The organism is Methylobacterium goesingense (genome assembly GCF_022179225.1).
Classification (GTDB): Bacteria; Pseudomonadota; Alphaproteobacteria; order Rhizobiales; family Beijerinckiaceae; genus Methylobacterium; species Methylobacterium goesingense.
In genome coordinates this window covers 17,980-43,037 of the sequence record NZ_BPQL01000066.1, presented here as the reverse complement: position 1 = coordinate 43,037, position 25,058 = coordinate 17,980, and the positions used below count along the sequence as shown (strand labels likewise).

The window sequence follows — 25,058 nt, the reverse complement described above, 5'->3', positions numbered from 1 at the left end:
GTCATCACAACGAATGGCGCGCGGGGTCCGTTTCAGACCCCGCTTGCGCGCGACCCGTGACGTTTAAGCGGAGTTCTTCTCGAGGAACTTCACCGCGTCGCCGACCGTCTGGATGGTCTCGGCGGCGTCGTCGGGGATCTCGACGTTGAACTCTTCCTCGAACGCCATCACGAGCTCGACGGTGTCGAGGCTGTCGGCGCCGAGATCATCGATGAAGTTCGCGCCCTCGACCACCTTCTCCGGCTCAACGCCGAGGTGCTCGACAACGATCTTCTTCACGCGCTCAGCGATATCGCTCATCGGTCTTGGTCCTTAGCTCTTCAAGGTCGTGATGGTGCAAGGATCTTGTTTGGTGAAGGATCTTGCTGGTGAAGGTGCCGTGGCCGCCGTCCCGTCCCGGGACTGTGTGGTTAAGGCGGCCGGTGTGTTCGATCGCGCGTTTCGGTCAAGTCACCGGGTTTGTCCAGTCGGTGACCCGGGTTTTTTAAGACGTCCGCAACACGCTGAATCGGCACCCCCCTCGCACGGCAGCCGGGGTGTTAACACAGGGTTCCGACGCTGGCGAGTGGCGGTTCACAACCCGTTCATCGGTGTGGCTTTTCCGAGCCAATCGCCTGTTTTGTCGGCTGTGCGGTGCAGCAAGACGTGGTGGCGCGGGCATCCCCCTTCCCCTTGTGGGGAGGGGTCGGGGGTGGGGGCGGCGCCGCCGGCTTCCGCGGGTCGAGGGTCACCCAACCACCCCCATCTCCGGCTCCTCCCCATAAGGAGGGAGTCGTGAGGCGTTCCCTCAATACATCGCCATGCCGCCGTTCACGTGCAGGGTCTGGCCGGTGACGTAGGCGGCCTCGTCGGAGGCGAGGTAGATCGCCGCCGCCGCGATGTCGGTGCCGGTGCCGAGCCGCCCCATGGGCACGCGGGTGAGGATGCCCTCGCGCTGCTTGTCGTTGAGCGCATCCGTCATCGGCGAGGTGATGAAGCCCGGCGCGATGCAATTGACCGTGAGGTTGCGGGTGGCGACCTCGGCGGCCAGCGCCTTGGTCATGCCCACGAGGCCGGCCTTGGCGGCGGCATAGTTGACCTGGCCCGGGTTGCCGGTGGCGCCCACCACGGAGCCGATGTTCACGATGCGGCCATGGCGGCGCTTCATCATGCCCTTGACGGCCGCCCGCGAGAGCCGGAACGCCGCCGAGAGATTGACGGCGATGACTGCATCCCACTCGTCGTCCTTCATGCGCAGCACGAGGTTGTCGCGCGTGATGCCGGCATTGTTCATCAGGATGTCGAGGCCGCCCAGCGCCGCTTCCGCCGCCGGCACCAGGGCCTCCACCGAGGCCTTGTCGGAGAGATCGCCCGGCACGACGTGGACGCGCTCGTTGCCGAGCTCGGCCGCGAAAGCCTCGAGCGCCGCCTGGCGGGTGCCCGAGATGGCGATGGTGGCGCCCTGCGCGTGCAGGCCCCGCGCGATGGCGCCGCCGAGGCCGCCGGTGGCGCCGGTGACGAGGGCCTTGCGGCCGGTCAGGTCGAACATGGGCTATCCTGTCGTTCAGCCGAGGGCGGGGAAGCTGGCGATGTCGTCGGGCGTGCCGACGGTGCCGGCCGCGACCCCCGGGGCGATGCGCTTGACGAGGCCGGTGAGCACCTTGCCGGTGCCGACCTCGGTGAACTGGTCGATGCCGGCCGCCGCCATGGCGGCAACGGATTCGCGCCAGCGCACGGTGCCGGTGACCTGGGCCACCAGGGCCTCGCGGATGGCGCCCGGCTCGGTGACGGGGGCGGCCAGCACGTTGGCGTAGACCGGGACCACGGGGCTGTGCATCGCCACCTCGGCGAGCGCCGCCCGCATGGCCTCGGCCGCCGGCGCCATCAGCGAGCAGTGGAACGGCGCCGAGACGTTGAGCATGACCGCGCGCTTGATGCCGCGCCCCTGCGCGATGGCGACCGCGCGCTCCACCGCCGCCCGGGTGCCGGAGAGGACGACCTGCCCGCCGCCATTGTCGTTGGCGACCTCACAGACCGCGCCCTCGGCGGCCTCTTCGGCGATGGCCTGGGCGGTCTCGGCATCGGCGCCGATCAGGGCCGCCATGGCGCCCTCCCCCGGGGCCACCGCGCCCTGCATGGCGGTGCCGCGAATGCGCAGAAGCCGGGCGGTGTCGGCGATGGAGAAGGTGCCGGCGGCGGCAAGCGCCGTGTACTCGCCGAGCGAATGGCCGGCCACGCAGGCCACGTCCCGCTTCAGGTCGAGGCCGCGCTCGGCCTCCAGCACGCGCAGGGCCGCGAGGCTCGCGGCCATCAGGGCCGGCTGCGCATTGGTGGTGAGGGTGAGTTCCTCCACCGGGCCCTCGAACATCAAGCGCGAGAGCGGCTGGCCGAGGGCGTCGTCGACCTCCGCGAACACGTCGCGGGCCTGGTGGAAATGCTCGGCGAGCGCCCGCCCCATGCCGACGGCCTGGCTGCCCTGGCCGGGGAAGATGCAAGCGCGCGCCATGTGAACTCCTCGTCGTCGTGCCGAATCAGCTTCGGTGCCGAATGGACTTCGGCGTTGAAGTGATTCCGGTGCCGGGCCGCCCGGGAGCCGGTCAGCCCCCGCGCGAGGGCGGCGCAGTCGCACCGCCCGCCCCCTGTGTCAACATGGCACCGCAGCACGAGCGAGGCAGTTCAGGCCTCGTCGAAGAAGTCCACGGTGCCGTTGTCGAGGCTGTAGGAGGCGCCGACGATCCGCAGTCGGCCCGCCTTCAGGGGGTCGAGCAGGGACGGTTCCGAGGCCGAGCGCAGGCGGTTTACCACCCGGCTCACGTTGGCCCGCACGCAGTTCTCCACGAAGTCGCCCGGCTTGTCGCGCTGCGAGAGCACTGCGGGCACGATCGGCTCGATCATCCGGCCGATGGAGCCGGGGAACACGGTGTTGTTCTTCACGACGTCGACGGCAGCCTCCACGGCGCCGCAGCGGCTGTGGCCCATCACCAGGACGAGCGGCACCCCGAGCTGCGAGACCGCGTACTCGATGGACCCGAGCGCCGCCGTGTCGACGCAGTTGCCGGCATTGCGCACGATGAAGAGCTCACCGAGCCCGCGCCCGAACAGGATCTCCGGCGAGACGCGCGAATCGGAGCAGCTCACCAGCACCACGAACGGCGTCTGACCGAGGGCGATCTCGATCCGGCGCTCGCGGCCCTGGACCGCCCGGACCGGACTGTCGGTGTGGTAGAGGCGGTTGCCTTCCTTCAGGGCCTCCAGGGCCTGGTCGGCGCTCATTGTCGTTTTCTTGGAGGAGGGCGCGGCGGCGAAACTCAGGTTCGGCAAAGTGCTGGCAGCGAAGCAAGCCGTGCCGATTCGGCATCCGCAGGCGAGCAGGCCCCGGCGGCTGAGCATCATGGTCATGGTCGCGTCTCCCCCTCGTCGGACCGGTTCTGCGACTCGGCCGGGAACCTGTATACAGGTGTCGTCAGGCCCGTCGCTGAGACGTTTTGCGTGACTCGCCGCGCGGATGACCCCCTGGGTGCCGGACGTACGCCGCATGATGCACCCACGCGCGCCGCTTGTTGCGCGGGCGCATCGGGTGTAAGAGGCGGGCTCAGCCCAGAAATTCCGTCCGAGGAAGGAGCCGTCCGCCATGGCTCGCGTCACCGTTGAAGACTGCATCGACAAAGTCGAGAACCGCTTCGAGCTGGTTCTGCTGGCCAGCCACCGGGCCCGCCTGCTCGCGGCCGGCGCCCCGCTGACCATCGACCGCGACCGCGACAAGAACCCTGTCTGCGCGCTGCGCGAGATCGGCGACGAGACGATCACGGCGGACGATCTCAAGGAACAGCTCATCCATTCGATGCAGAAATACGTCGAAGTTGATGAGCCGGAAGCGGAAACCGTTCCGCTGCTCTCGAGCTCTCCGGCCGCCGCCGCCGTGGCTCCGCAATCCTCCAGCGACGACAGCGCCGTGCAGTTCGACCGCATGAGCGAGGAGGATCTCCTCCGCGGCCTGGAAAATCTGGCGCCCCCCACCGAAACGGACGACGAGGCCGAGTAAGGCCTCACGCTCCGTCGCTTCCTACAGAACCCGGCCTCCGCGCCGGGTTTTTTCATGGGCAAACCGGGAATTCACCCCTGATGCGACGCCGTGGGGCTGGCGCCCCCGCGTGCGATGCGGGACACATCGAAGGCGCGCGTCCGCTGCCGGACCCGCCGTGTCGTGAAAGGGTCTCTCGGCGGATGATGCGCCAATACGAGCTTGTCGAGCGGGTCAAGCGCTACAATCCTGCGACGAACGAGGCCCTGCTCAACCGCGCCTACGTCTACGCCATGCGCGCCCACGGAACCCAGAAGCGGGCCTCGGGCGACCCGTTTTTCGCGCATCCCCTTGAAGTCGCTGCGATTCTCACGGACCTCCGACTCGATGACGCCACCATCGTGGCGGCGGTCCTGCACGACACTGTGGAAGATACGGCCGCGACCCTCGACGAAATCCGGGAGCTGTTCAGCCCCGAGATCGGGGCTCTGGTGGATGGCCTGACCAAACTGAAACGACTGGATCTCGTCTCGAAACGGGCGGCCCAGGGTGAGAACTTTCGCAAGTTGCTCCTGGCCGTCGCGGCCGATGTCCGTGTCTTGCTGGTCAAGCTCGCCGACCGCCTGCACAATATGCGAACGCTCCACCATATGCGGCCGGACAAGCGTGAGCGGATCGCCCAGGAAACACTGGATATCTATGCTCCGCTAGCCGGCCGCATGGGTATGCAGGAACTGCGCGAGGAACTCGAAGACTTGGCGCTTCGAAATTTGAAGCCCGAGATCTACGCGACCATCGCCCAACGGCTGACCGACCTATCATCCAAATCCGAGCGGCTCGTCGAGAGCATCGAGCAGGATCTGACTGCGAAGCTCGCTGCCCAAGGCATCGAGGCGGTTGTGACGGGGCGGCAGAAGCGTCCCTACTCGATTTCTGCCAAGATGGAGCGTAAATCTGTTGCCTTCGAACAGTTGTCGGACATATTCGGGTTCCGGGTCGTCGTCCAGACATTGTCGGACTGCTATAGCGCGCTTGGCGTCGTCCATACCAGCTGGCCAATGGTGCCGGGACGATACAAAGATTACATCTCGACTCCTAAGCAGAACGACTATCGCTCCATCCACACGACGGTGATCGGCCCGAAAAGCCAGCGCGTCGAACTTCAGATTCGCACGGCCGCGATGGAGGAGATTGCCGAGTACGGCATCGCTGCCCACGCGCATTACAAGGAAAGTGGACGTAAGGGCGAAATCGGCGGTATTCATCCCCGGCTCGCAACCGAGAGCGGCGCCTATCAGTGGCTTCGCCGAACGATCGAACTTCTGGCCGAGGGCGACAGTCCTGAGGAGTTTCTCGAGCACACGAAACTCGAACTCTTTCAGGATCAAGTTTTTTGCTTCACCCCGAAGGGGCGTTTGATCGCCCTCCCGCGGGGCGCCACACCGATTGATTTCGCTTACGCGGTCCACACGGATGTCGGCAACTCGGCGGTCGGGGTGAAGATCAACGGCCGCATGGCGCCGCTTCTTCACGAACTCGTCAACGGTGACGAAGTCGAGATCGCGCGCTCCGACGGCGCTTCGCCGCCGGCCGCATGGGAATCGCTCGTCGTCACGGGAAAAGCCCGTTCGGCGATCCGACGCGCGACGCGCTCGGCTGTACGCCGGCAATATGCGGGATTGGGACGTCAGATCCTGGATCGCGCTTTCGAGCGGGCCGCCAAGAGCTTCTCCGAAGATAAGCTGCGTGGGGCATTGCCACGCCTCGCGCGCCAGAGCACCGAGGACGTTTTCGCCGCTGTGGGTCGTGGCGAGATGTTTTCGGGCGACGTGGTGCGGGCTGTTTACCCCGACCATAAAGATGAGCGCCGTGGTGCCCCGGCGCGTCTTCCTCAACCGGCCTCGACGGACGGAGCCGGTCGCCTCAGCTTGGCCAAAGATCAGACGATGCGCCTGACGTTCCCAGAGGGCAGCACCAGCGACATCGGCCGGACGGATGGAATTCCAATTCGTGGTCTCGATGGTGATTTGCCAGTGAGTTTTGCGCCCAACGGAGGGGCGGTTCCCGGTGATCGGATTGTCGGGATTCTCACGCCCGGCATCGGCGTCACGATCTACCCGATCCAGTCGGCGGCGTTGGCCGCGTTCGATAACGAGCCGGATCGCTGGCTCGATGTGCGCTGGGATGTGGAAGCTGGTACGAGCGAGCGGTTTCCCGCGCGTCTCGCCATGCAGTCCATCAATGAGCCCGGCGTACTCGCACAGATCGCTCAAGTGATCGCGGATCACGACGGGAACATCGATAATGTATCGATGAAGCGAAAGACCCAGGATTTTACGCAAGTCGTAATCGATCTATCCGTATGGGACCTCAAGCACCTGAATGCGATTATCGCGGAGCTGCGCGGAAAGCGAACCGTCAATAAGGTCGAGCGCGTGAACGGATAAACCACCGCAGCTTGTGCCGACTTGATCTTCAGATGGGCGAATTGCCTCGATCAATCGAGTGACAGTAGCCCTACAGGTGTTCGATTTATCAAAGCCGGCCGTTTGAGACCCATAATCTTTTGGCTGATACAGAAAGCTCAATCAGAATCCTGATCTGACAGAGTCACTGAAAGATCTCCGATGGATGGAGGCTCGATCTGCCGCCGTCGGGTGTCCTTTGGCCTGGCGTGATGTCGCCCGTTAAACGCGGACGCCTCCGAGAAGCACGGAAGGGATATGACGCCACGCTCTTGGCGCCATTGATGCATCCGTACGGGTCACCATGCGCTGCCACCGGAAACCGATGAACGTGATCAGGTCACCCTTTACGATCCTACGCCAGGCACACATCCATTTATCCGACCCGTTTCGGTCGGAGCGGGACCATTGCGCGGAATCTGGCGCCGTCGAGCTATGCGCGTGAGTGAACTCGATGGTTGGGCCGAGCGCCGCCGGATCGCCGAACAGGCACGGGCCGAGCGCCCATGGTCGCTCTGGGGCCCTTACCTCGCGGAGCGCCAATGGGGCACCGTGCGCGAAGATTACAGTCGCGACGGGAATGCTTGGCGCTCTCTCCCCCACGAGGAGGCGCGTTCCCGCGCTTATCGTTGGGGCGAGGACGGTCTGGCGGGGCTCTGCGATGAGCGCGGACAGATGTGCGTTTCGCTGGCCCTGTGGAACGGGCATGATCATATCTTAAAGGAGCGTTTGTTCGGCCTAGCGAACGAAGAAGGTAATCACGGCGAAGATGTCAAGGAGATCTACCACTATCTCGATGCAGTCCCGAGCCATGCCTATCTGAAATTCCTTTATCGCTATCCGCACGCTGCTTATCCCTACGACGAATTGGTGCGTGAAGGGCAACGGCGGGGTCGCAACGAGCCGGAATACGAGCTTGAGGACACCGGTATATTTCGAGACAACAGCTTCTTCGATGTGACGGTCGAGTATGCAAAAGAGGATGTCGACGATATCCACGCGGTCATCACCGCCGTCAATCGGGGCGCTGAGGCTGCCGATCTTCACATCGTCCCGCAGGTTTGGTTTCGCAACACCTGGTCGTGGCGGGAGGGGGCGACACAGCGGCGTCCAAACCTGAAGCTGCGACCCGATGGCGGCGTGGCATGTGAGCATCCTCGCCTCGGGTCGTACCGGCTCTCCTTCGACGGCTACCCCGATCCGTTATTCTGCGAGAACGATACGAATTTGCGTCTGCACGGCTCGGAACCCGATGCCATCGGTCCCTTCAAGGACGGGTTCCACGCCGCCATCGTCGACGGCGACGACTCCGCAGTGAGCCGCGAATCCGGAACGAAACTGGGGCTACATTATTTCCGCCGGCTAGAGCCGGGGGAAACAACGCGCGTGACGCTACGTCTCTCGGCCGGCACGCGCCTGCGTCCGGTGGATCGCGAGGGGACCATTATTCACCGCCGCATTGCAGAGGCGGATGCCTTCTATGATTCGCTACAGGACGGCATCACGGACGCAGACGCGCGCGGAATCTTTCGTCAGGCTGCGGCGGGGCTCATCTGGTCCAAGCAGTTGTACTCCTACGATGTTCGACTCTGGCTCAAGGGGGATCCATCCCAGCCGGTGCCGCCGAAAGAGCGAAACGAAGGCCGCAACATTCACTGGCGCCATTTCGCGGCGGCCGATGTGCTCTCGATGCCGGACAAATGGGAGTATCCCTGGTTTGCCGCCTGGGATCTCGCCTTCCATTGTCTTCCGCTCGCCCTGCTCGACCCGGACTTCGCCAAGAAGCAGCTCCTTCTCCTTACCCGCGAATGGTACATGCACCCGAACGGCCAGCTTCCGGCCTACGAGTGGGAATTCGGCGACGCCAACCCGCCGGTCCACGCATGGGCGACCTATCGGGTGTTCGAGATCGATCGCGACCGGCGCGGCGGGCGCGGCGATCTCGCCTTCTTGGAAGGCGTGTTCCACAAACTCCTGATCAATTTCACCTGGTGGGTAAACCGCAAGGACGCTGAGGGCCGGAACGTATTCCAGGGCGGCTTCCTCGGCCTCGACAATGTCGGGGTGTTCGACCGCTCACGACCGCCGCCTGGGTTTGGGCGCATCCACCAGGCTGACGGCACCGCCTGGATGGCGATGTACGCACTCAACATGATGCGCATCGCCCTTGAGCTGGCGCTCCATAACGATGTCTACGAAAGCACTGCCTCGAAGTTCTTCGAGCACTTCCTGCTCATCGCGGAAGCGATGACCGACATGGGCGGCGAGGGCTTCGGCCTTTGGGACGAGGATGACGAATTCTACTACGACGAGGTCGATATCCCCGGCGGTGGAATGCTGCCCCTGCGAGTTCGCTCGGTGGTTGGGCTCGTCCCGCTCTTCGCTGTCGAGGTGATCGAACCGTGGGTGCTCCAGCGCCTCCCGGATTTCGCTCGACGCTTGAACTGGCTTCTCGAGAACCGCCCTCATCTGGCCTGCCTTGTCTCGCGCTGGGACGAGGGTGGGGTGCAGGACCGTAAGCTTCTATCGCTGCTGCGCGGTCATCGCATGAAGGCGCTGCTGCGCCGCATGCTCGACGAGGCCGAGTTCCTTTCCGTCCACGGGATCCGCTCGCTTTCGAAGGCACATCGCGATCAACCCTACGCCTTGAACGAGTTCGGCGCCTCCTTCACCGTCCGATACGACCCGGCTGATTCGACATCCAATATGTTCGGCGGCAACTCAAACTGGCGAGGGCCTGTCTGGATGCCGATGAATTACCTCATCCTCGAGGCGCTGCGTCGGTTTCACACCTATTACGGCGACGACTTCTTGGTGGAATATCCAACTGGCTCGGGAGAGCACAAGACGCTCAGTGCGATCGCGGACGCTCTGGAAGACCGCCTCATTTCGCTCTTCGCCAAAAATGAAGACGGGCACCGTCCCTTTCACGGCAGCCGTACGCCCATCCCAGACGCTCCGGGCTCCGATGAAGCGCTGCTCTTCCACGAGTTCTTCGATGGCGATACCGGGCGTGGACTTGGTGCGTCCCACCAGACCGGTTGGACAGCGCTGATTTTGAATCTGCTGCACAATCGGGCAACCCGTTCAGAGAAATAGGTGTTTAGTCTCGGCCTCAGTGTTACCGAGGCCGGCACTGGTGCCCACCCATCCGCTCGTGGTCGGTGCGCTCAGCATCGCCCAGCTGGGATTTCGGCGGCACCCATGATCTGACGGCCTCGCCGACGCCGATCTCACTGTCGGCTTCCGGAACGAAGAGCGCCACGAACGAGCCGTCCTCGGTGGCAATCAGACACACCGAGCCGCCTGGCCATTATCTACGTCGCGCGCTCAGGATTCGTCGCGCGGCATCTCGAGGGTGCGGTCTACCTTCTCGATGTCCAGGGACAGATGGGCGCGATAGAGCACCCCTGCGGACTCGTCGCGCACGATCGCTAGATAATCCTGGCGTTCGGTATCAAGACTGAATTCCTGCGCGATCTTGGCCATGATCCGCACGAGCTTGCCGCGAACGGCGGCTTCATCGGCGAGTTCGAAGCCGACCTTGTCCTTGACGTAATGTGCGCCGTCGTGGAGATCGATGAAGTAGCGTGGCATGAAGCTTAGAATCCGTGGGAATTTATCCCACCCTCATGGTTAACCTAAGCCGTCGTCGGCTGAAGCGCAATCTCCGGAGCACGCTTCGATGCTCTGCGGGACATTTCTGTCACGCTCGGCGGGAGAGTCCTCAGATGTCGCGCGGGTGAAGCGTTCGAAAGGAAAAACGCCGCCAATCGACGGATGGATGATGGTCGGCGATGACGCGGGACAGCACGTCGCGCCTTAATGTATGACCTTCAAACCGTCCCGAGAATCCGCGCCCCGATGTTTTTCCCGCTCTCGAAACTTCTCTACTTCCTTGTCACGCCGTCGAATACCCTGACGCTGCTGGTGCTCGTCGGCTTCGGTCTCGCGGCATCCGGATGGCTCCGCCTCGGCCTCTGGCTTGGTGCCCTCGCGAGCATCCTACTCGTTACGGTCGGCTTCACCCCAATCGCAGGCTTGGTCGCGCTGCCACTGGAGGAGCGATTTCCCGCCCATGTGGCCGATGACATCCCGGTAGCGGGCATCATCGTGCTTGGCGGTGCCATAGAGACCCGCACCTCGGCGGAGCGGGGCCAACTCGTCGTCAACGATGCCGGCGAGCGCCAGATCGCCATGGCGGACCTCGCCCGGCGATATCCGCAGAGCCGCCTCGTCTTTACCGGCGGCAGTGGTAGCCTCAACGGCACTACAGCCTCCGAGGCCGAGATTGTCGGGCGCTACGCCGAAACGATGGGCCTGCCGCGCACCCGGCTGATCCTAGAGGATCGCTCTCGCAACACCCGCGAGAACGCGGTCTTCAGTGCTGCTTTGGTGAAGCCAAAGCCCGGCGAGCGCTGGCTCCTGGTCACATCCGCTTGGCACATGCCCCGCGCCGTCGGCTGTTTCCGACAGGCGGGGTTTACGGTCACCGCCTACCCGGTGGATTACCGCACCAACGGGTGGGGCGATGCCCTGCGCTTCAACGGTTTCGCCTCGGACGGGCTGATGCTCCTTGATCTGATGGTCAAGGAATGGCTCGGCCTCGTGGCCTACAGGCTCGCCGGCTACACCGACGCCCTGTTGCCCGCGCCTCAATCCGCGTCGGTATCGTCCGAGGTCGCCGAGACGGCGCCGAGCCGGTAGATCCCGCGAAAGTCGTCCGGGTCCTCGACGGGCTTGCCCTTGCGCAGGATCGCGACCTCGCCGGCCTTGGTCATCCGCACCGCGACCCGGCGGACGGGCTGCATCAGAGGGCTCCAGGCCTCCGGCTGCGGCCCGGCAAGATCGCGCGCCACTTCCGAGGGGCAAACCGTCTTGCTGGCCCCGCGCGCCGCGACGAGGCGCAGGATCGTTTCGGCGATGGCCTCCTCGGATGGGCCCTTCCGCTCCGGCCGCCCACCCGTTTTCGCGGCGGCCGGTTGAGCAACCGGTTTGGCCGCCTCAGGCGGCTTCTTCGGGGAGGAGGTGCGCTGGCGCGTCGGCTTTTTTGGAATCGTCATGGTTGCCACCCCTGCCCTGTCCCGTCGTCTTCCGCCAGCAGTGCCGCGCGAATTTTCGATGCGAATTGCCGCCGCCACATGACCAGGACCACCGCCGTGGTCGTCAGCATGAGGAGCCAGGGACTCACGAACCAGCCGAGATAGGCCAGGGCGAAGAAGAAGGCTCGCTGTCCGCGCGCGAAATGGCTACCGGCGGCGATGTTCATCGCCGCTGCCTTGCGGGCGGCGCGCTGCATCTGTTCCGGCGTGGCTCCAGATCCCTTCGGCGGCACGGCACCGAGGAGGATCGCGCCGTAATTGAACAGGCGATAGGCCCAGGAGAACTTGAAGAAGGCGTAGACGAACACGACCGCCAGGCCCGCGACCTTGATCTCCCAGGTGACCCGCGTGGCGATGGCACCGAACGGCAGGGCCCCGAACAGCGTGAGCACATCGTCGCCGGAGCGCGAAAGGGTCAGCACGCCGCCCAGCGCGATCAATGATGTCGAGGCGAAGAAAGCGGTCCCGTTCTGCAACGAAGCGTTGATGGTGGTGTCGACCACGCGGTTGTCGCGCCCGATGAGCTGGCGCGTCCACTCGGCGCGCTGGGCGTTCATGATCTGGCTGAGGCTGGTGCGGCGCCCGCGCATGCGCGCGACGGCGACGCCGTATCCGGCCCAGGCCGCCACGAAGTAGCAAAGCGCCGCGAGGTCGAGATAGGAGAAGTCGGCGGTGAGCATCGGGTCCCGTCTCTGGACGCCCGGTGGCCGGCCGCCTCGCACCGGGCGCTAGCCCGGATGCCGACTGGCTGTCCACCCGTCCTGTGCCCTGAAACCGATCGAAGGGTGTCCGGCGTCAGCGGATCGCGAATCCAGCTTGTGGCGGCGCCTCGCCGTGGTCGGACACCACCACTTCGCTGACCCGCGCGCCGGGGGGGCCGTGCCGGCAAGCCTCCAGCATCCGACCGACCGCGTCACTCGACCCCGAGAAGACCGCTTCGACGCTGCCGTCGGACCGATTGCGAACATGGCCCGCGAGGCCCTGGCGCTCGGCCTCGTCCCGTGTCCACATCCGGTATCCGACGCCCTGGACCCGCCCACGGATGATGACGGCAACGGTACGGATTTCGGACATCACGGCGTTCGTCCTCGCTGCCAGGCATGCAATTCCGCGCGGTACGCCGCCGGCAGTTGCGCGGCGGTGGCCGCGGCCAGGACCGCTTCCAGATAGCCCGGGCGGGGCGAACCCGTGACGCTCGTGCCGCCGAGGTAGATCAGCGCTCGCTTCGATCCACCCGGCACCGTGATCGGCTGCATCGCCTTGATGTAGAGACCCGAGGCCACACCCTCGTAGCGGTCGAGGGCCGCTACGTCCCCGAGGGCGAGATCCCAAAGGATTCCGAACACGGTCGCACGCGGATCGCGTACAACCGAGGCATAGCCCTCGCGCATAATGATGAAGCGATGCCGATTGAGACGGCCCTGCCCGATCAAAGTCGAGCGCGGGCAGCGCGCCGCCATCGCGCCGGCGTCCATGTTCGCGCCGTAAGCGAAATAGAGGGGCATCGACCCGTCCCTGGCTCTTGGTCACGCCCGCTTCGTCCGAGAGGCGAAGCGCGCGCGGCGGCGGATCCTCAGGCGAATTCGAGGATGACGGCGTCGACCGCGAGGCTGTCGCCTTCCTTCGCGGCGATCTTGGCGACGGTGGCGTCGCGTTCGGCGCGCAGCACGTTCTCCATCTTCATCGCCTCGACGATGGCGAGCGCTTCGCCGTTCTTCACCTCCTGGCCCTCCTTGACCAGGATCGCCTTGACGAGGCCGGGCATCGGGCAGAGCACCTGCTTCCCCGAACCCGCATCCTCCTTGACGGGCATCAGGGCGGCGAGCGCTGCTTCGCGCTTCGTGTAGACGCGGGCTTCGGCGGCGGCGCCGGCATGCTGGAGCGCGACGCCGTTGAGGAGACCACGCACCTGCATGGCGACGCGGGTTCCGGCGATCTCACCTTGCCAGACCGGCTCGCCGGGGCGCCAGTCGCTCGACACCGTCCAGGTTTCGCCGTCCTCGGCCTTGACGATCAGGGTGCCACCCACCGCCTCGACGGTGACCGGATAGGATTCGCCCGCCAGCACCACGACGCGTTCGCGCTCGAAGTGCAGCAGCGCGGGGTCGCGCATCTGGCCGGAGATGCCGCGCTTGCGCTGGTTCATCTTGTGGTCGATGGCCGCGGCCGCGGCCGCCATGCGCCGTGCGATCTCGCCCTTCGGTTCGGGGGCGACGAAGCCCTCCGGAAACTCCTCGGCGATGAAGCCCGTCGAGAGGTTGCCCTCGCGCCAGCGCGGATGCGCCATCAGGGCGGCGAGGAACGGGATGTTGTGGCGGATACCCTCGATGGCGAAGGCGTCGAGGGCCTCGCCCTGCGATTCGATGGCCTCGGCCCGGGTCGGCGCCCAGGTGACGAGCTTGGCGATCATTGGATCGTAGTGGATCGCGATCTCGCCGCCCTCCTCCACGCCGGTGTCGTTGCGCACGGTCGCGGCGCCGAACTGACCCTCCGCCGGCGGCCGGTAGGTTGTGAGGCGACCGATCGAAGGCAGGAAGTTGCGGGTCGGGTCCTCGGCGTAGACGCGGCTCTCGACCGCCCAGCCGTTCAGCTTCACGTCGGCCTGCGCCAGCGGCAGAGCCTCACCGGCCGCGACACGGATCATCAGCTCGACGAGGTCGAGGCCGGTAATCATCTCGGTGACCGGGTGCTCCACCTGCAGGCGGGTGTTCATTTCGAGGAAGTAGAACGATTTGTCCTGGCCTGCCACGAACTCCACCGTGCCGGCGGAATCGTAGTTCACGGCTTTCGCCAGTGCGACGGCCTGCTCGCCCATCTTCCGGCGGGTGGCCTCGTCGAGCAGCGGCGACGGCGCCTCCTCGATGACCTTCTGATTGCGGCGCTGGATCGAGCACTCGCGCTCGCCGAGGTAGATCACGTTGCCGTGCTTGTCGCCGATCACCTGGATCTCGATGTGGCGCGGATCGGTGATGAACTTCTCGACGAAGACGCGGTCGTCGCCGAAGGACGAGGCGGCCTCGGACTTGGCACGGGCGAAGCCTTCCGCGACTTCGCCGGCCGAGTGGGCGATGCGCATGCCCTTGCCGCCGCCACCAGCGGAGGCCTTGATCATCACGGGATAGCCGATCTCGTCCGCGATGGTGACCGCGTGCTCAGGGCTCTCAATGACGCCGAGGAAGCCCGGCACGGTCGAGACCTGGGCGGCCGAGGCCGCCTTCTTGGATTCGATCTTGTCGCCCATCGCGGCGATCGCGCCCGGGTTCGGCCCGATGAAAACGATGCCGGCTGCCTCGAGCGCACGCGGGAAGGATTCCCGCTCGGACAGGAAGCCGTAGCCGGGATGCACCGCCTGGGCGCCGGTCTGTTTGCAGGCGTCGATGATCTTGTCGATCAGCAGGTAGGACTGCGCGGCCGGGGCCGGGCCGATATGCACCGCCTCGTCGGCCATGGCGACGTGCACGGCGTCACGATCGGCATCCGAGTAGACCGCCACGGTCTTGATGCCCATGCGGCGGGCGGTCTTGATGATGCGACAGGCGATCTCGCCACGGTTCGCGATCAGAATCTTGTCGAACATCTTTCCGCGCACTCTGGTCCGTCAGGGAACATGCGGCGTCTCAACAAACGCCCAAGCTCGTTCCCGTTAAAGCAGTTATGCGGCTTCGGGAAGCTGATCGATCCGAGGGTGTCCAGAGTTTTCGTGCGTGCGTCGCAGCCATGAGGATGTGCATTGCACAAATGGATTTTGTATGCGCCGATTTGTGCGGCCTGGATCGTGTGGGCGACCCGCTCAGGCAGCCAGCCGCACCATCGTGGAGGCCGTCGTCTCGGCGGTGTGGCGGTTTACGGCCAGCGCGAAGGCGATGAGTGCCTCGTCGCTGGCCTGGGCCTCGCGCACGACTTCGCGGGCGATCCGGGCGGCGAGCGCGGTTGGGCCGCTGCCGTTGCTGAGAGAGCCGACGAGCCAGCGGGCCACCTCGGGGTCGATGTAGCCGGTCGGCCGCTCGCCCCACACCGCGAAATCCACCACGGAGGTCACGAGGTAGTCGCCGAAGGCGGCATCCGAGGTCGCCACGCGGTCGAGGGCGATCAGCATGTCGGCCTCGTCCCGGCAGGTCAGCCCGTCCGGCAGGACGTTCCGGCAGAGGGTCTGGACGTCCTCGGCGCCGATGCGGCCGGCGGCGACGATACGGTTACAGAAAACCTGCAGCGAAAGGTTGATCATCTCTTGATACCTCTCCGGCTTTGTCTTGGCCGGTCTGTGTGTCTTTCGATTGTTCGACTATGCAGGAGGGCATCGTTCAAGTCCTTAACGCGCAAATCTGAATCGACGTTCAGGTTAAAGCCTGCTCACGAATGAGCGTTTCGAAATCCTGACTTGCCGGCCGCGTACCCGAATCCCGGCGCGCGATCGCGATGCGGAGATTCACGCGATCGGTCCGGTGCTGAGGACGCGCATATCGAGCCGTCCCTCCGCGTCTCGGAAGACATCGTAAGTGACACGGTCGGCGACGGTGTTGCCGTCACCGAAGATGAGTACCTTCGGCTTTTGCGCGATGACGTCCGCAACCGAACCGTAGGTCGAGGAGGCGATGATGACCTCGTCGCCGACCTGACAGGTCCGCGCAGCAGCGCCGTTCAGGATGCAGCAGCGCGAGCCGGCTGCTCCGTAGAGCACGTAGGTGCTGATCCGCGCGCCCGACATCTTGTTCCAAATCTCGACGAACTCCAGCGGATCGAGTCCGACCTCCCGGCAGAAGTCGGCATCAAGGGTGATCGAGCCGTGGTAGTTGAGGTCGGCACCGGTCACCCGGAGGCCATGCAATTTGGCGCGCATGAAACTCTGCATCGTCTAAACTTCCCTGGTTCGGCCGTGCGTCGGCGCCAGCCCCTGATCTCACGATGGCTCGTCCGGGGCCGACATACCCCGCGCCTGCCGCGCCTTGCACTCGCGGCAGGCTCATCGCGTGCGGACGGCCCGTGATGCAAGCACGGATCCCTCCGAGAGCGCATGTCATGCTCTGCCACCTCACGCGGCTCAATGTCCGATCGCGGGTCTGTCAGCGGCGGAAAGCGCCTGCAAAATCGTGGCTCGGTCTGCGAAGGCTCGCGCGAACGAAGGCTTGCACAACCGGAATGCGGCGCGCATCCCGGCATGGTGGAGTGCGCGCAGGCATGGCACATCTGCAAGGCTCGCTGCTGCGCGGCGGCGCGCAGCGATACCGCCAGGGGGACGACCGTGACGACGCTGTACGTGAGCCATCCCGCTGCCCTCGACCACGCCATGCCGGAGGGGCACCCCGAGCGGGCGGACCGTATCCGCGCCGTGGACCGGGCCCTGGAGGACGAACGCTTCGTCGGACTCGTGCGTGCACTGGCGCCGAAGGCCGCGCCGGAGGTTCCGACCCTCGTTCACCCGGTTCCCTACGTACAGGCGATCATCGAGGCGTCGCCGCAGGATGGTTACGTCCAGATCGACGGCGATACGCTTCTCTCGCCCGGCACCCTGGAGGCGGCCCTGCGCGGGGTCGGCGGTGCGGTCCATGCGGTCGATGCGGTGATGACGGGCGAGTGCACCAATGCGTTCGTCGCCATGCGTCCGCCCGGCCACCATGCCGAGCGCATGACCGCCATGGGCTTCTGCCTCTTCAACAACGCCGCCATCGCCGCTCGCCATGCCCGCGAGGCACACGGGGCGGCCCGCGTCGCCGTGGTCGACTGGGACGTCCATCACGGGAACGGGACACAGGACATCTTCTGGGACGATCGATCCGTCATGTACGCCTCGACCCACGAGATGCCCCTGTTTCCCGGCACGGGTGCACGTGGGGAGCGTGGCAATCACGACACCATCGTGAACGTGCCCCTGCGCGCGGGCGACGATGGCGCGGTCTTCCGCGAGGTCTTCGAGGCCGGAATCCTGTCCCGCCTCGAGTCCTTCGCGCCGGACCTCATTATCATCTCGGCGGGTTTCGACGCGCACCACCTCGACCCGCTCGGGAGCGTGCGCCTGACCGAGGCCGATTTCGGCTGGGCCACTCGCCGCCTGATGGACCTGGCCGAGCGGCACGCGGGCGGACGCGTGGTCTCGGTGCTGGAGGGCGGCTACAGCCTCAAAGGGCTCGGGCTCTCCGCCGCCGCGCACGTGGATGCGCTGATGGGGCGGTGATGGGTCATCAGCTTGATCGAAGCGGATGACCCATCAGCAAGCCTGCGCGGCGCTTGAGCGAAGCCCAAATCTGGCATCCCGCAGGGATCGCCGGAAGGGATCAAACAGATTTGGTATGAAATGTCGCGACTGGCGTCCCCGGCTCTAGCCCTGGAATGACAGGGTCGCCTGTGTGCCGGCCCGGCCGCCGGCGTAGACAAGGGCCGTGCGCAGGTTCGCCGCCATCGCCTTGACGATACGCGAGCCCAGGCCGGTCCCGCGAGGCTGGCCCTCCCCGGTCCAACCGATGCCATCGTCTTCGACGGTCAAGGTCAGGCTGTCCGCGTCCTGGCGAATCACCGAAACCCGGATCTCACCCGGCACGTCCGGTGGGTAGGCGTACTTGTAGGCGTTCGTCACGAGCTCGGTGACGACCACGCCCACCGAGACCGCCTTGTCGGTGGCAAGCCGTACCGGGGCCGCCTCGAGGCGAATGGCGTGATCGCGTCCCGCCGCCTTCATCGCAGCCTGAAGTTCCTCCACGAGACTCGCGAGGTATGCGTCGAGGTCGACGGCCTCCACGTCGTCGGAGGTATAGAGCCGCCGGTGGATACCGGCGATAGCGGAGATCCGCGCCTGCATCTCGCGCAAGGCCGCCTTGGCGGCTGGGTCCGAGACCGCGTTGGTCTGCATGTGCGTCAGCGCCGCCACCAGCGCCAGCGAGTTCGCCACGCGGTGATTGACCTCGCGCAGCATGATCTCGGCTCGGTCGCGGGCCTCGCGTACCGCCTGCTCGGCCCGCTCCTTGTCACGCCGGAGCGCCTCCTGGCGGAGGGCCGTGTCGACCGCCTCGCCGAGGAGTTCGCGGAACTGGCCCTGGAGATCCTTCCAGACGTAATCGACAGCGCCGGCCTTCAGGGCCGCCACCGCGACGCGGCTGTCCTCCGAACCGGTGACGTAGACGACGGGCGGCGCCTCGGGCAGGGCACGGATGCAGGGCAGGATGTCGAGACCTGTCTGGCCGGGCATGTGATGATCGAGGGCCACCACGTCGATGCCGCCCGCCCCGAGGCGGACCAGCCCTGCATCGCCGTCGAGGGCCAGTTCCACGACGTAGCCCCGCGCCGTGAGCGCGCGCTGCACCAGCCGCCCCAGGCCGGGATCGTCGTCGATGTAGAGGACGCGTCCGCGGCCTGGAGGCAGGGGCTCGGTCATGAGCGGGCAGACATCATGGGTTTTCAGGCACTTGCATGACCGAGAAGAACAAACCGAGCTGCCGGATGGCGTTCGCGAAGCCTTCGTAATTCACGGGTTTGGTGATGTAGACGTTGGCACCCAGGTCATAGCAGCGCTGGACCTCGCGGTTGTCGTCCGTGGTGGTGAGGACGACCACGGGCGAACGCTTGGTGTGCGGGTTCGCCTTCACCTTCTCGAGGATGTCGATGCCGGTCATGTCCGGCAGGTTGAGGTCGAGGAGGATCAGGATGTGGCGCTTGGCGCTCGCCTCGCCGGAGCCGTCGGCACCCAGGAGGTACTCGAGCGCCGACGTCCCGTCCCGGAAGGGCAGGATGGTGTTGTTCACGCCCGCCCGGCGGATATTGCGCTCGATCAGGCGGGCATGACCCTCATCGTCCTCGATCATGACGATTTCGACGGCGTTCACGCTGACCGAGCCCTTACTCTGCTGCGAGCCGCACCCGCGGCCCGTCCCGTTCGGGAATGGACGAAGCATGACCTGTAACGCCCTCGCGCGGCAGCGTCACGCTGAAGGTTGTGCCGATGCCCAACTCCGAATCGATGTGAATGCGCCCGCCGAGGGAGCGCACGAGCGCCTTGACGTGGGCGAGCCCGATGCCCTCCCCCGGTTTATCCTGCGTACCTGAGCGCCGGAATAGTTCGAACACCCGAGCGTGGTCCCGCGCGGCGATGCCCCGTCCGTTGTCGGTGACGCTGAAACGGACGCGGCGCCCGCCGACGGCGCTGGCGTGAATCTCGATCCGGCCGGGCCGTGCGGGATCGAGGTACTTCACGGCGTTGTCGATCAGGTTTCCGAACACCTGCTCGACGGCGAGCCGGTCCGCCTCGATGACCGGCAGGTCGGGGGCGATGATCACCTGCGCGCCCGCCCGCTCGGTCTGGTGACGCTGAGCGTCGGCGATCCGGCCGAGGAGCGCCGACATGTCGAGGGGTTCCGGCGCGAAGGTACGTCGGCCCTCCCGCGACAGCTTCAGGATCGCGGCGATCAGGCTTTCCATCCGGGTCACGGCCGCCTTGATGAAGCCGAGGGCTTCCTCGAGATCGGCGTCGATCCGCGCCGCCTGCGGATGATCCCCCAGGGCCGCGCGCACGTCCTCGCGTGTGGCATCGAGCTCGCTGGTGAAGCCCATCACGTTGACGAGGGGCGCACGCAGATCGTGGCTCACGATGTAGGCGTAGCGCTGAATCTCCTCGTTCGATTCGCGCAGCTCGGCCTCGGCCAGGCGCTGCTCGGAAATATCGGTATGCACGCCGACCCATTCCCGGATCGCCCCGTGGGCATCCGTCACCGGCACGGCCCGGATCGCGTAGTGGCGCCAGCTCCCGTCCGCGGAGCGGACGCGGTGCTCGTGCACGAAGGTCCGGCGCTGGCGCACCGTCTCGTTCCAGGCCTCGATGCTGGGCTGCTTGTCATCCGGGTGCACGGCGTCAGCCCAGCCGTAGCCCTCGTACTCCGCGCGGGTCTGGCCGGTAATGGCGCTCCAGCCGGGCTGGTCGCCGAGCATTCGGCCCTCCGCGTCGTTGGTCCAGAGCACGCCGCGCACGGCCTGGACGGCGGCCCGGAAGCGCGCCTCGCTGGCGCGCAGCTCGGTCTGGACCCGCTGCTGATCGAACGAGGACGCGAGCATCGCCAGGAACAGAATCAGGAAGGTCGCGCCCGAGACCCCAAGCGCGAGGTTCTGCTGGGCATGGCTGAGAACGGCTTCGTGGACCGCGTGGGCGCCCGCCTCTTCGGCGGTGAACGTTGCGGCCGCCATGCCGGTGTAGTGCATGCCCGCCACCGCGATGCCCATCACCACGGCGGCGATGAGCTTCTGCCAGACGCTGTTTCGGCGAAATGTGAGCCAGAGCGCTGTGGTCGCGGCGATTACCGCGATGAGGACCGAGACCATCACCACGGGCCAGTGATAGGCGAGATTGCCCGGCACGCGCATCGCCGCCATGCCGGTGTAGTGCATCGCCGCGACGCCGAGCCCCATCACCGGGCCGGCAATCAGGAAGCTGCGGCCCGTCGCACCGCGCGCGCTGATCCACGCGAAGGCCGCCCCGGTGAAGAGAATCGCGAGAAGCAGGGACAGCGCGGTGGTGGGCAGGTCGTAGGCTGCCGGCATCCCCATCTCGAAAGCCAGCATGCCCACGAAGTGCATCGACCAGATGCCGCCGCCCATCGCGACCGCCGCACCGGCGATCCAGCCCCAACGCCGTTTCGATCCGGCGGCGTCGACGCGGGCACCAAGGTCCAGCGCGGTGTAGGACGCGAAGACCGCGATGGAGATGGACAAGGCGACGAGCGCCGGATTGTAGCCGGTGTGAAGCATCGTTGCGCGCGGGAGACCGTTCCGGAGACGAAGCGAACTTAGCCGGTCCCTCGCTTGAGGGCCATTGCGGACGCGGGCAGGATCGATCCGCTCGGTTGCCGCGCCGCACTACCCCTCGGCGCCCGCATGCCGTAAGGCCGCTGCACCCGCCCGAACCTCCGTGATGTCATGATCCGCCTCGAAAAAATCGGCAAGCAGAACGGCCGCCAGATCGTCTTCATCGAGGCCTCCGCCGCCCTTCAGCGGGGCGAGAAGGTCGGTCTCGTCGGCCCGAACGGTGCCGGCAAGACCACGCTGTTCCGGATGATCACCGGCGAGGAGCAGCCCGACGAGGGCCAGGTCGCCGCCGATCGCGGCATCACCATCGGGTATTTCAGCCAGGATGTGGGCGAGATGTCCGGCCGCACCGTGGTCACGGAGGTGATGAACGGCGCGGGGCCGGTAAGCGAGATCGGGGCCGAGCTGAAGCAGGTCGAACTGGCCCTCGCCGACCCGGACCGGGCCGACGAGATGGAAGCCCTGATCGAGCGGTACGGCGAGGTCCAGGCCCGTTTCGAGGAACTCGACGGCTACGCGCTCGAAGGCCGCGCCTACGAGGTATTGGCGGGCCTCAGCTTCTCCCAGGAGATGATGGACGGCGATGTCGGCAAGCTCTCGGGCGGCTGGAAGATGCGCGTGGCGCTCGCCCGCATCCTGCTGATGAACCCCGACGTGATGCTCCTCGACGAGCCGTCGAACCATTTGGATCTGGAGAGCCTGATCTGGCTGGAGGCCTTCCTCAAGGGCTACGAGGGCGCGCTCCTGATGACCTCGCACGACCGCGAGTTTATGAACCGCATCGTCACGAAGATCGTCGAGATCGACGGCGGCCAGCTCACCACCTATTCGGGCGACTACGCCTTCTACGAGCAGCTGCGGGCGGTCAACGAGACGCAGCAGCAGGCGCAGTTCGAGCGCCAGCAGGCGATGCTGGCGAAAGAGATCAAGTTCATCGAGCGGTTCAAGGCGCGCGCCTCCCATGCCGCGCAGGTCCAGAGCCGGGTCAAGAAGCTCGACAAGATCGAGCGCGTGGAGCCCCCGAAGCGCCGCCAGAGCGTCGCCTTCGAGTTCCTGCCGGCTCCCCGCTCCGGCGACGACGTCGTGATGCTCAAGAACGTGCACAAGCGCTACGGCAGCCGCACGATCTATGAGGGACTCGACTTCGGGATTCGCAGGCGCGAGCGCTGGTGCGTGATGGGCATCAACGGCGCCGGCAAGTCGACGCTCCTGAAGCTCGTCACCGGCACCGCGCAGCCCGACGACGGCACGGTGGCGGTGGGCGGCAGCGTCAAGCTCGGCTACTTCGCCCAGCACGCCATGGATGTCCTCGACGGCGACCGCACGGTGTTCGGTTTCCTGGAGGATTCCTTTCCGCAGGCCGGCCAGGGCAGCCTGCGGGCACTGGCCGGCTGCTTCGGCTTCTCGGGCGACGACGTGGAGAAACGCTGCCGCGTACTTTCGGGCGGCGAGAAGGCACGGCTGGTGATGGCACGAATGCTCTACGATCCGCCGAACTTCCTCGTGCTCGACGAGCCGACCAACCACCTCGACATGGGCACCAAGGAGATGCTCATCGCCGCGCTTGCGAATTACGAGGGCACGATGCTCTTCGTCAGCCACGACCGGCATTTCCTCGCCGCGCTCTCGAACCGCGTCCTCGAACTCACCCCGGACGGGATCCACCAGTACGGCGGCGGCTACACCGAATACGTCGCCCGCACGGGCCAGGAGGCGCCGGGCCTGCGCAGCTGAGGCGGCGCTCGCCGGCGTTCATGATCGTTTCCCGCGATAGGCCCGGCCATCGATCCCCAGCACCTTGATCCGGGAGGCCAGGGTGGTCGGGCGCAGACCGAGCATCTCGGCCGCTCCTCCTTCACCGAACACCTTGCCGCCGGTCATCGCCAGGGCCGCCTCGATCTCCGCGCGGTCGCGCGCCCGGCGCTCGGCCTCCGTCACGGGCTGGGTCGCCGGCGCGAGGGACGGCACGGCATCACGACCGCGCGCAGCGGGTTCCGCCTCCGGCAGGTCGAGATGCAGGCGGCCGCGCACGGCCAGGATGGCGCCACGTTCGATGACGTTCTCTAATTCGCGCACGTTGCCGGGCCAGGGATAGCGGGCGAGGCGGCGCGCATCCCCTTCCGTCAGACGCGGCTCCGGGATGTTCAGGCGGCGCGCGGCCCCTTTCAGGAAATGCTGCGCGATCAACGGGATGTCCTCCGGACGCTCGCGCAAGGGACTCGCCGCGATGGGAAAGACGTTCAGCCGGAAGTAGAGATCCTCGCGGAAGCGACCGCGCCGGACCTCATCGCGCAGGTCGCGGTTTGTGGCGGCAATCAGCCGGACATCGACGGCGCGGGTGCGCTCGTCACCGACGCGTTCGAAGGAGCGCTCCTGCAACACCCGCAGCAGCTTGCCCTGAAGGTCGAGGGGGATCTCTCCGACCTCGTCGAGGAACAGCGTGCCGCCATCAGCGAGCTCGAAGCGCCCGACCCGGTCCCGCAGGGCACCCGTGAAGGCGCCTTTGGCATGGCCGAAGAACTCGCTCTCGAACAGCTCGCGCGGGACGGCGGCACAGTTCACCCGGATCAGCGGCCGGTCGCGGCGGCGGCTCGCCTCGTGGATCGCGCGCGCGATCAGCTCCTTGCCGGTACCGGATTCGCCCGTGACCAGGACGGTGGCATCGGTGCCGGCCACGAGGTCGATCTGCCGCAACGTCGCCTCGATGGCGGGTGAGCGGCCGATGATGCCCTGGTGGTGGCTCTCCAGCCGGATTTCCTCCTTGAGGTAGGCATTCTCGAGTTCCAGGCGCTCGCGCAGGGAATCGACCTCGGCGAGGGCCTGGCGCAGGCGCTCGTCTGCCTCGCGGCGCTGGCTGACGTCGCGGAACACGATGACCGCGCCGAGGAGACGTCCCCGATCGCGAATCGGCGTCGAGGTGTACTCCACCGGGAACGCGCTGCCGTCGCGGCGCCAGAACACCTCCGTGTCGACCTGATGGACGGCCCCGTCGCGGAATGCTGCGTAGATCGGGCAATCGTGGTGGTGGTAGTGCACGCCGTCGGGATGGGTGTGGTGAACGGTGGCGTGCATGTCCTTGCCGACGAGGTCGGTCGCGGCCCACCCCAGCATGCGTTCGGCCGCCGGGTTCACGAAGGTCGTCACGCCCTCGGCGTTAACGCCGTAGATGCCCTCCCCGGCTGCCCGCAGGATGAGCTGGTTCTCGCGTTCGATGTCGCGAAAGATCCGCTCCATCCGCTGCCACTCGGAGAGGCCCGCACGCATGTGGGCGTCGGCCTGCGCATCCACTTGCCGGTGGCGGCGATCCTCGAGGTCGGCCAGCGTGACCAGCATCATCGGCGCGACGCTTGGCAGAAGAGAACCGGCATATTCGAGGCGCAGCGCCCGACCCTCGCCATGGCGCGGCGTCAGGGCATGCGTCCACCAATGCCCCTTCGCTTGGACGGCCTGGGTGAAGACGATCAGCGTCGCCAATTGACCGGGATGAAGGGCGCTCGCGGGCATGCTTTGCAGACCGGCGCGCGGATACCCGAGTAGGCGGGCGGCAGCCGCATTAGCGTCGACGATGCGGTCTGCTGCCGGATCGAGCACGAGCATGGGCTCACGGCACTCCTCGAACGCGAGGCCGAAGTCTGATCGACGCGCTGTATCGCTCATCATTCCCAATCGCTGCTACGAATTTTCGGAGTAGAACTCCGATTTTTCATGAAT

At 66.2% G+C, this 25,058-nt stretch carries 22 protein-coding genes; 6 read left to right on the top strand and 16 right to left on the bottom strand.

Features of this window, described 5'->3' with window-relative positions:
* Nucleotides 1-63: 63 nt before the first annotated feature.
* The 4 genes from MFF30_RS12540 to MFF30_RS12525 form a co-directional block, all read right to left on the bottom strand.
* Nucleotides 64-300: an acyl carrier protein gene (locus MFF30_RS12540; RefSeq protein ID WP_018044468.1), complete on the bottom strand. Its 237-nt coding sequence runs from the start codon at nucleotides 298-300 to the stop codon at nucleotides 64-66.
* 487 nt (nucleotides 301-787) lie between these two features.
* Nucleotides 788-1,528, bottom strand: coding sequence for a 3-oxoacyl-[acyl-carrier-protein] reductase (fabG, locus tag MFF30_RS12535; protein ID WP_238279756.1), 741 nt, complete (start codon nucleotides 1,526-1,528; stop codon nucleotides 788-790).
* Nucleotides 1,529-1,543: 15 nt separating this feature from the next.
* Complete coding sequence (fabD, locus tag MFF30_RS12530) at nucleotides 1,544-2,485, bottom strand: ACP S-malonyltransferase (protein WP_238279755.1); 942 nt, start codon at nucleotides 2,483-2,485, stop codon at nucleotides 1,544-1,546.
* Between the two features lie 170 nt (nucleotides 2,486-2,655).
* Nucleotides 2,656-3,378, bottom strand: coding sequence for a carbonic anhydrase (locus MFF30_RS12525; protein ID WP_238279754.1), 723 nt, complete (start codon nucleotides 3,376-3,378; stop codon nucleotides 2,656-2,658).
* A 232-nt stretch (nucleotides 3,379-3,610) separates the two neighbouring features.
* On the opposite strand from MFF30_RS12525, the gene rpoZ reads away from it, so the two are divergent.
* The 3 genes from rpoZ (at nucleotide 3,611) to MFF30_RS12510 (ending at nucleotide 9,564) form a co-directional block, all read left to right on the top strand.
* Nucleotides 3,611-4,021, top strand: a complete 411-nt coding sequence (rpoZ, locus tag MFF30_RS12520) for a DNA-directed RNA polymerase subunit omega (RefSeq protein ID WP_238279753.1) — start codon at nucleotides 3,611-3,613, stop codon at nucleotides 4,019-4,021.
* Nucleotides 4,022-4,203: 182 nt separating this feature from the next.
* A complete protein-coding gene (locus MFF30_RS12515; protein WP_238279752.1) occupies nucleotides 4,204-6,447 on the top strand; it encodes a RelA/SpoT family protein in 2,244 nt (747 codons plus the stop codon).
* A 459-nt stretch (nucleotides 6,448-6,906) separates the two neighbouring features.
* Nucleotides 6,907-9,564: an MGH1-like glycoside hydrolase domain-containing protein gene (locus MFF30_RS12510; protein ID WP_373320893.1), complete on the top strand. Its 2,658-nt coding sequence runs from the start codon at nucleotides 6,907-6,909 to the stop codon at nucleotides 9,562-9,564.
* A gap of 231 nt (nucleotides 9,565-9,795) precedes the next feature.
* Here MFF30_RS12510 and MFF30_RS12505 read toward each other — a convergent pair whose 3' ends face one another.
* Complete coding sequence (locus MFF30_RS12505) at nucleotides 9,796-10,062, bottom strand: DUF6894 family protein (protein ID WP_238279750.1); 267 nt, start codon at nucleotides 10,060-10,062, stop codon at nucleotides 9,796-9,798.
* Nucleotides 10,063-10,329: 267 nt separating this feature from the next.
* Here MFF30_RS12505 and MFF30_RS12500 point away from each other — a divergent pair, with 267 nt between their 5' ends.
* Nucleotides 10,330-11,172, top strand: coding sequence for a YdcF family protein (locus MFF30_RS12500; protein WP_238279749.1), 843 nt, complete (start codon nucleotides 10,330-10,332; stop codon nucleotides 11,170-11,172).
* On the opposite strand, the gene MFF30_RS12495 is transcribed toward MFF30_RS12500, so the two are convergent.
* From MFF30_RS12495 to panD, 7 genes are all read right to left on the bottom strand, one after another.
* Nucleotides 11,121-11,390 carry a DUF3253 domain-containing protein gene (locus MFF30_RS12495; protein ID WP_238279788.1) on the bottom strand — a complete coding sequence of 90 codons (270 nt, stop codon included), beginning with the start codon at nucleotides 11,388-11,390 and terminating at the stop codon, nucleotides 11,121-11,123. The two genes, MFF30_RS12500 and MFF30_RS12495, sit on opposite strands and share 52 nt — an antisense overlap.
* A 134-nt stretch (nucleotides 11,391-11,524) precedes the next feature.
* Nucleotides 11,525-12,247, bottom strand: coding sequence for a DUF599 domain-containing protein (locus MFF30_RS12490; RefSeq protein ID WP_238279748.1), 723 nt, complete (start codon nucleotides 12,245-12,247; stop codon nucleotides 11,525-11,527).
* A 115-nt stretch (nucleotides 12,248-12,362) separates the two neighbouring features.
* Complete coding sequence (locus MFF30_RS12485; protein ID WP_238279747.1) at nucleotides 12,363-12,641, bottom strand: acylphosphatase; 279 nt, start codon at nucleotides 12,639-12,641, stop codon at nucleotides 12,363-12,365.
* Nucleotides 12,641-13,072, bottom strand: a complete 432-nt coding sequence (locus MFF30_RS12480; RefSeq protein WP_238279746.1) for a gamma-glutamylcyclotransferase family protein — start codon at nucleotides 13,070-13,072, stop codon at nucleotides 12,641-12,643. The genes MFF30_RS12485 and MFF30_RS12480 overlap by 1 nt, the downstream gene beginning before the upstream one ends.
* Nucleotides 13,073-13,140: 68 nt before the next feature.
* On the bottom strand, nucleotides 13,141-15,144 hold the full coding sequence (locus MFF30_RS12475; protein WP_238279745.1) for an acetyl-CoA carboxylase biotin carboxylase subunit: 2,004 nt from the start codon (nucleotides 15,142-15,144) through the stop codon (nucleotides 13,141-13,143).
* Between the two features lie 213 nt (nucleotides 15,145-15,357).
* A complete protein-coding gene (locus tag MFF30_RS12470) occupies nucleotides 15,358-15,792 on the bottom strand; it encodes a hypothetical protein (protein ID WP_238279744.1) in 435 nt (144 codons plus the stop codon).
* Nucleotides 15,793-15,993: 201 nt separating this feature from the next.
* Nucleotides 15,994-16,416 carry an aspartate 1-decarboxylase gene (gene panD / locus MFF30_RS12465; protein ID WP_238279743.1) on the bottom strand — a complete coding sequence of 141 codons (423 nt, stop codon included), beginning with the start codon at nucleotides 16,414-16,416 and terminating at the stop codon, nucleotides 15,994-15,996.
* A 390-nt stretch (nucleotides 16,417-16,806) separates the two neighbouring features.
* On the opposite strand from panD, the gene MFF30_RS12460 reads away from it, so the two are divergent.
* The gene (locus MFF30_RS12460; RefSeq protein ID WP_238279742.1) at nucleotides 16,807-17,736 is read left to right on the top strand and encodes a histone deacetylase family protein; all 930 of its coding nucleotides are present in this window, start codon (nucleotides 16,807-16,809) and stop codon (nucleotides 17,734-17,736) included.
* 144 nt (nucleotides 17,737-17,880) lie between these two features.
* On the opposite strand, the gene MFF30_RS12455 is transcribed toward MFF30_RS12460, so the two are convergent.
* The 3 genes from MFF30_RS12455 to MFF30_RS12445 are packed head-to-tail and all read right to left on the bottom strand — an operon-like array spanning nucleotide 17,881 to nucleotide 21,290.
* Complete coding sequence (locus tag MFF30_RS12455; protein WP_238279741.1) at nucleotides 17,881-18,930, bottom strand: sensor histidine kinase; 1,050 nt, start codon at nucleotides 18,928-18,930, stop codon at nucleotides 17,881-17,883.
* Nucleotides 18,931-18,943: 13 nt separating this feature from the next.
* Nucleotides 18,944-19,357 (bottom strand): response regulator, encoded by a 414-nt coding sequence (locus MFF30_RS12450; protein WP_238279740.1) that lies wholly within the window; start codon nucleotides 19,355-19,357, stop codon nucleotides 18,944-18,946.
* A 34-nt stretch (nucleotides 19,358-19,391) separates the two neighbouring features.
* Entirely contained in the window at nucleotides 19,392-21,290 is a 1,899-nt protein-coding gene (locus tag MFF30_RS12445; RefSeq protein ID WP_238279739.1) for an MHYT domain-containing protein, read from the bottom strand.
* Between the two features lie 168 nt (nucleotides 21,291-21,458).
* Here MFF30_RS12445 and MFF30_RS12440 point away from each other — a divergent pair, with 168 nt between their 5' ends.
* Nucleotides 21,459-23,081: an ABC-F family ATP-binding cassette domain-containing protein gene (locus tag MFF30_RS12440; RefSeq protein WP_238279738.1), complete on the top strand. Its 1,623-nt coding sequence runs from the start codon at nucleotides 21,459-21,461 to the stop codon at nucleotides 23,079-23,081.
* A gap of 18 nt (nucleotides 23,082-23,099) precedes the next feature.
* Here MFF30_RS12440 and MFF30_RS12435 read toward each other — a convergent pair whose 3' ends face one another.
* On the bottom strand, nucleotides 23,100-25,004 hold the full coding sequence (locus MFF30_RS12435) for a sigma 54-interacting transcriptional regulator (protein ID WP_238279787.1): 1,905 nt from the start codon (nucleotides 25,002-25,004) through the stop codon (nucleotides 23,100-23,102).
* Between the last annotated feature and the right edge of the window lie 54 nt (nucleotides 25,005-25,058).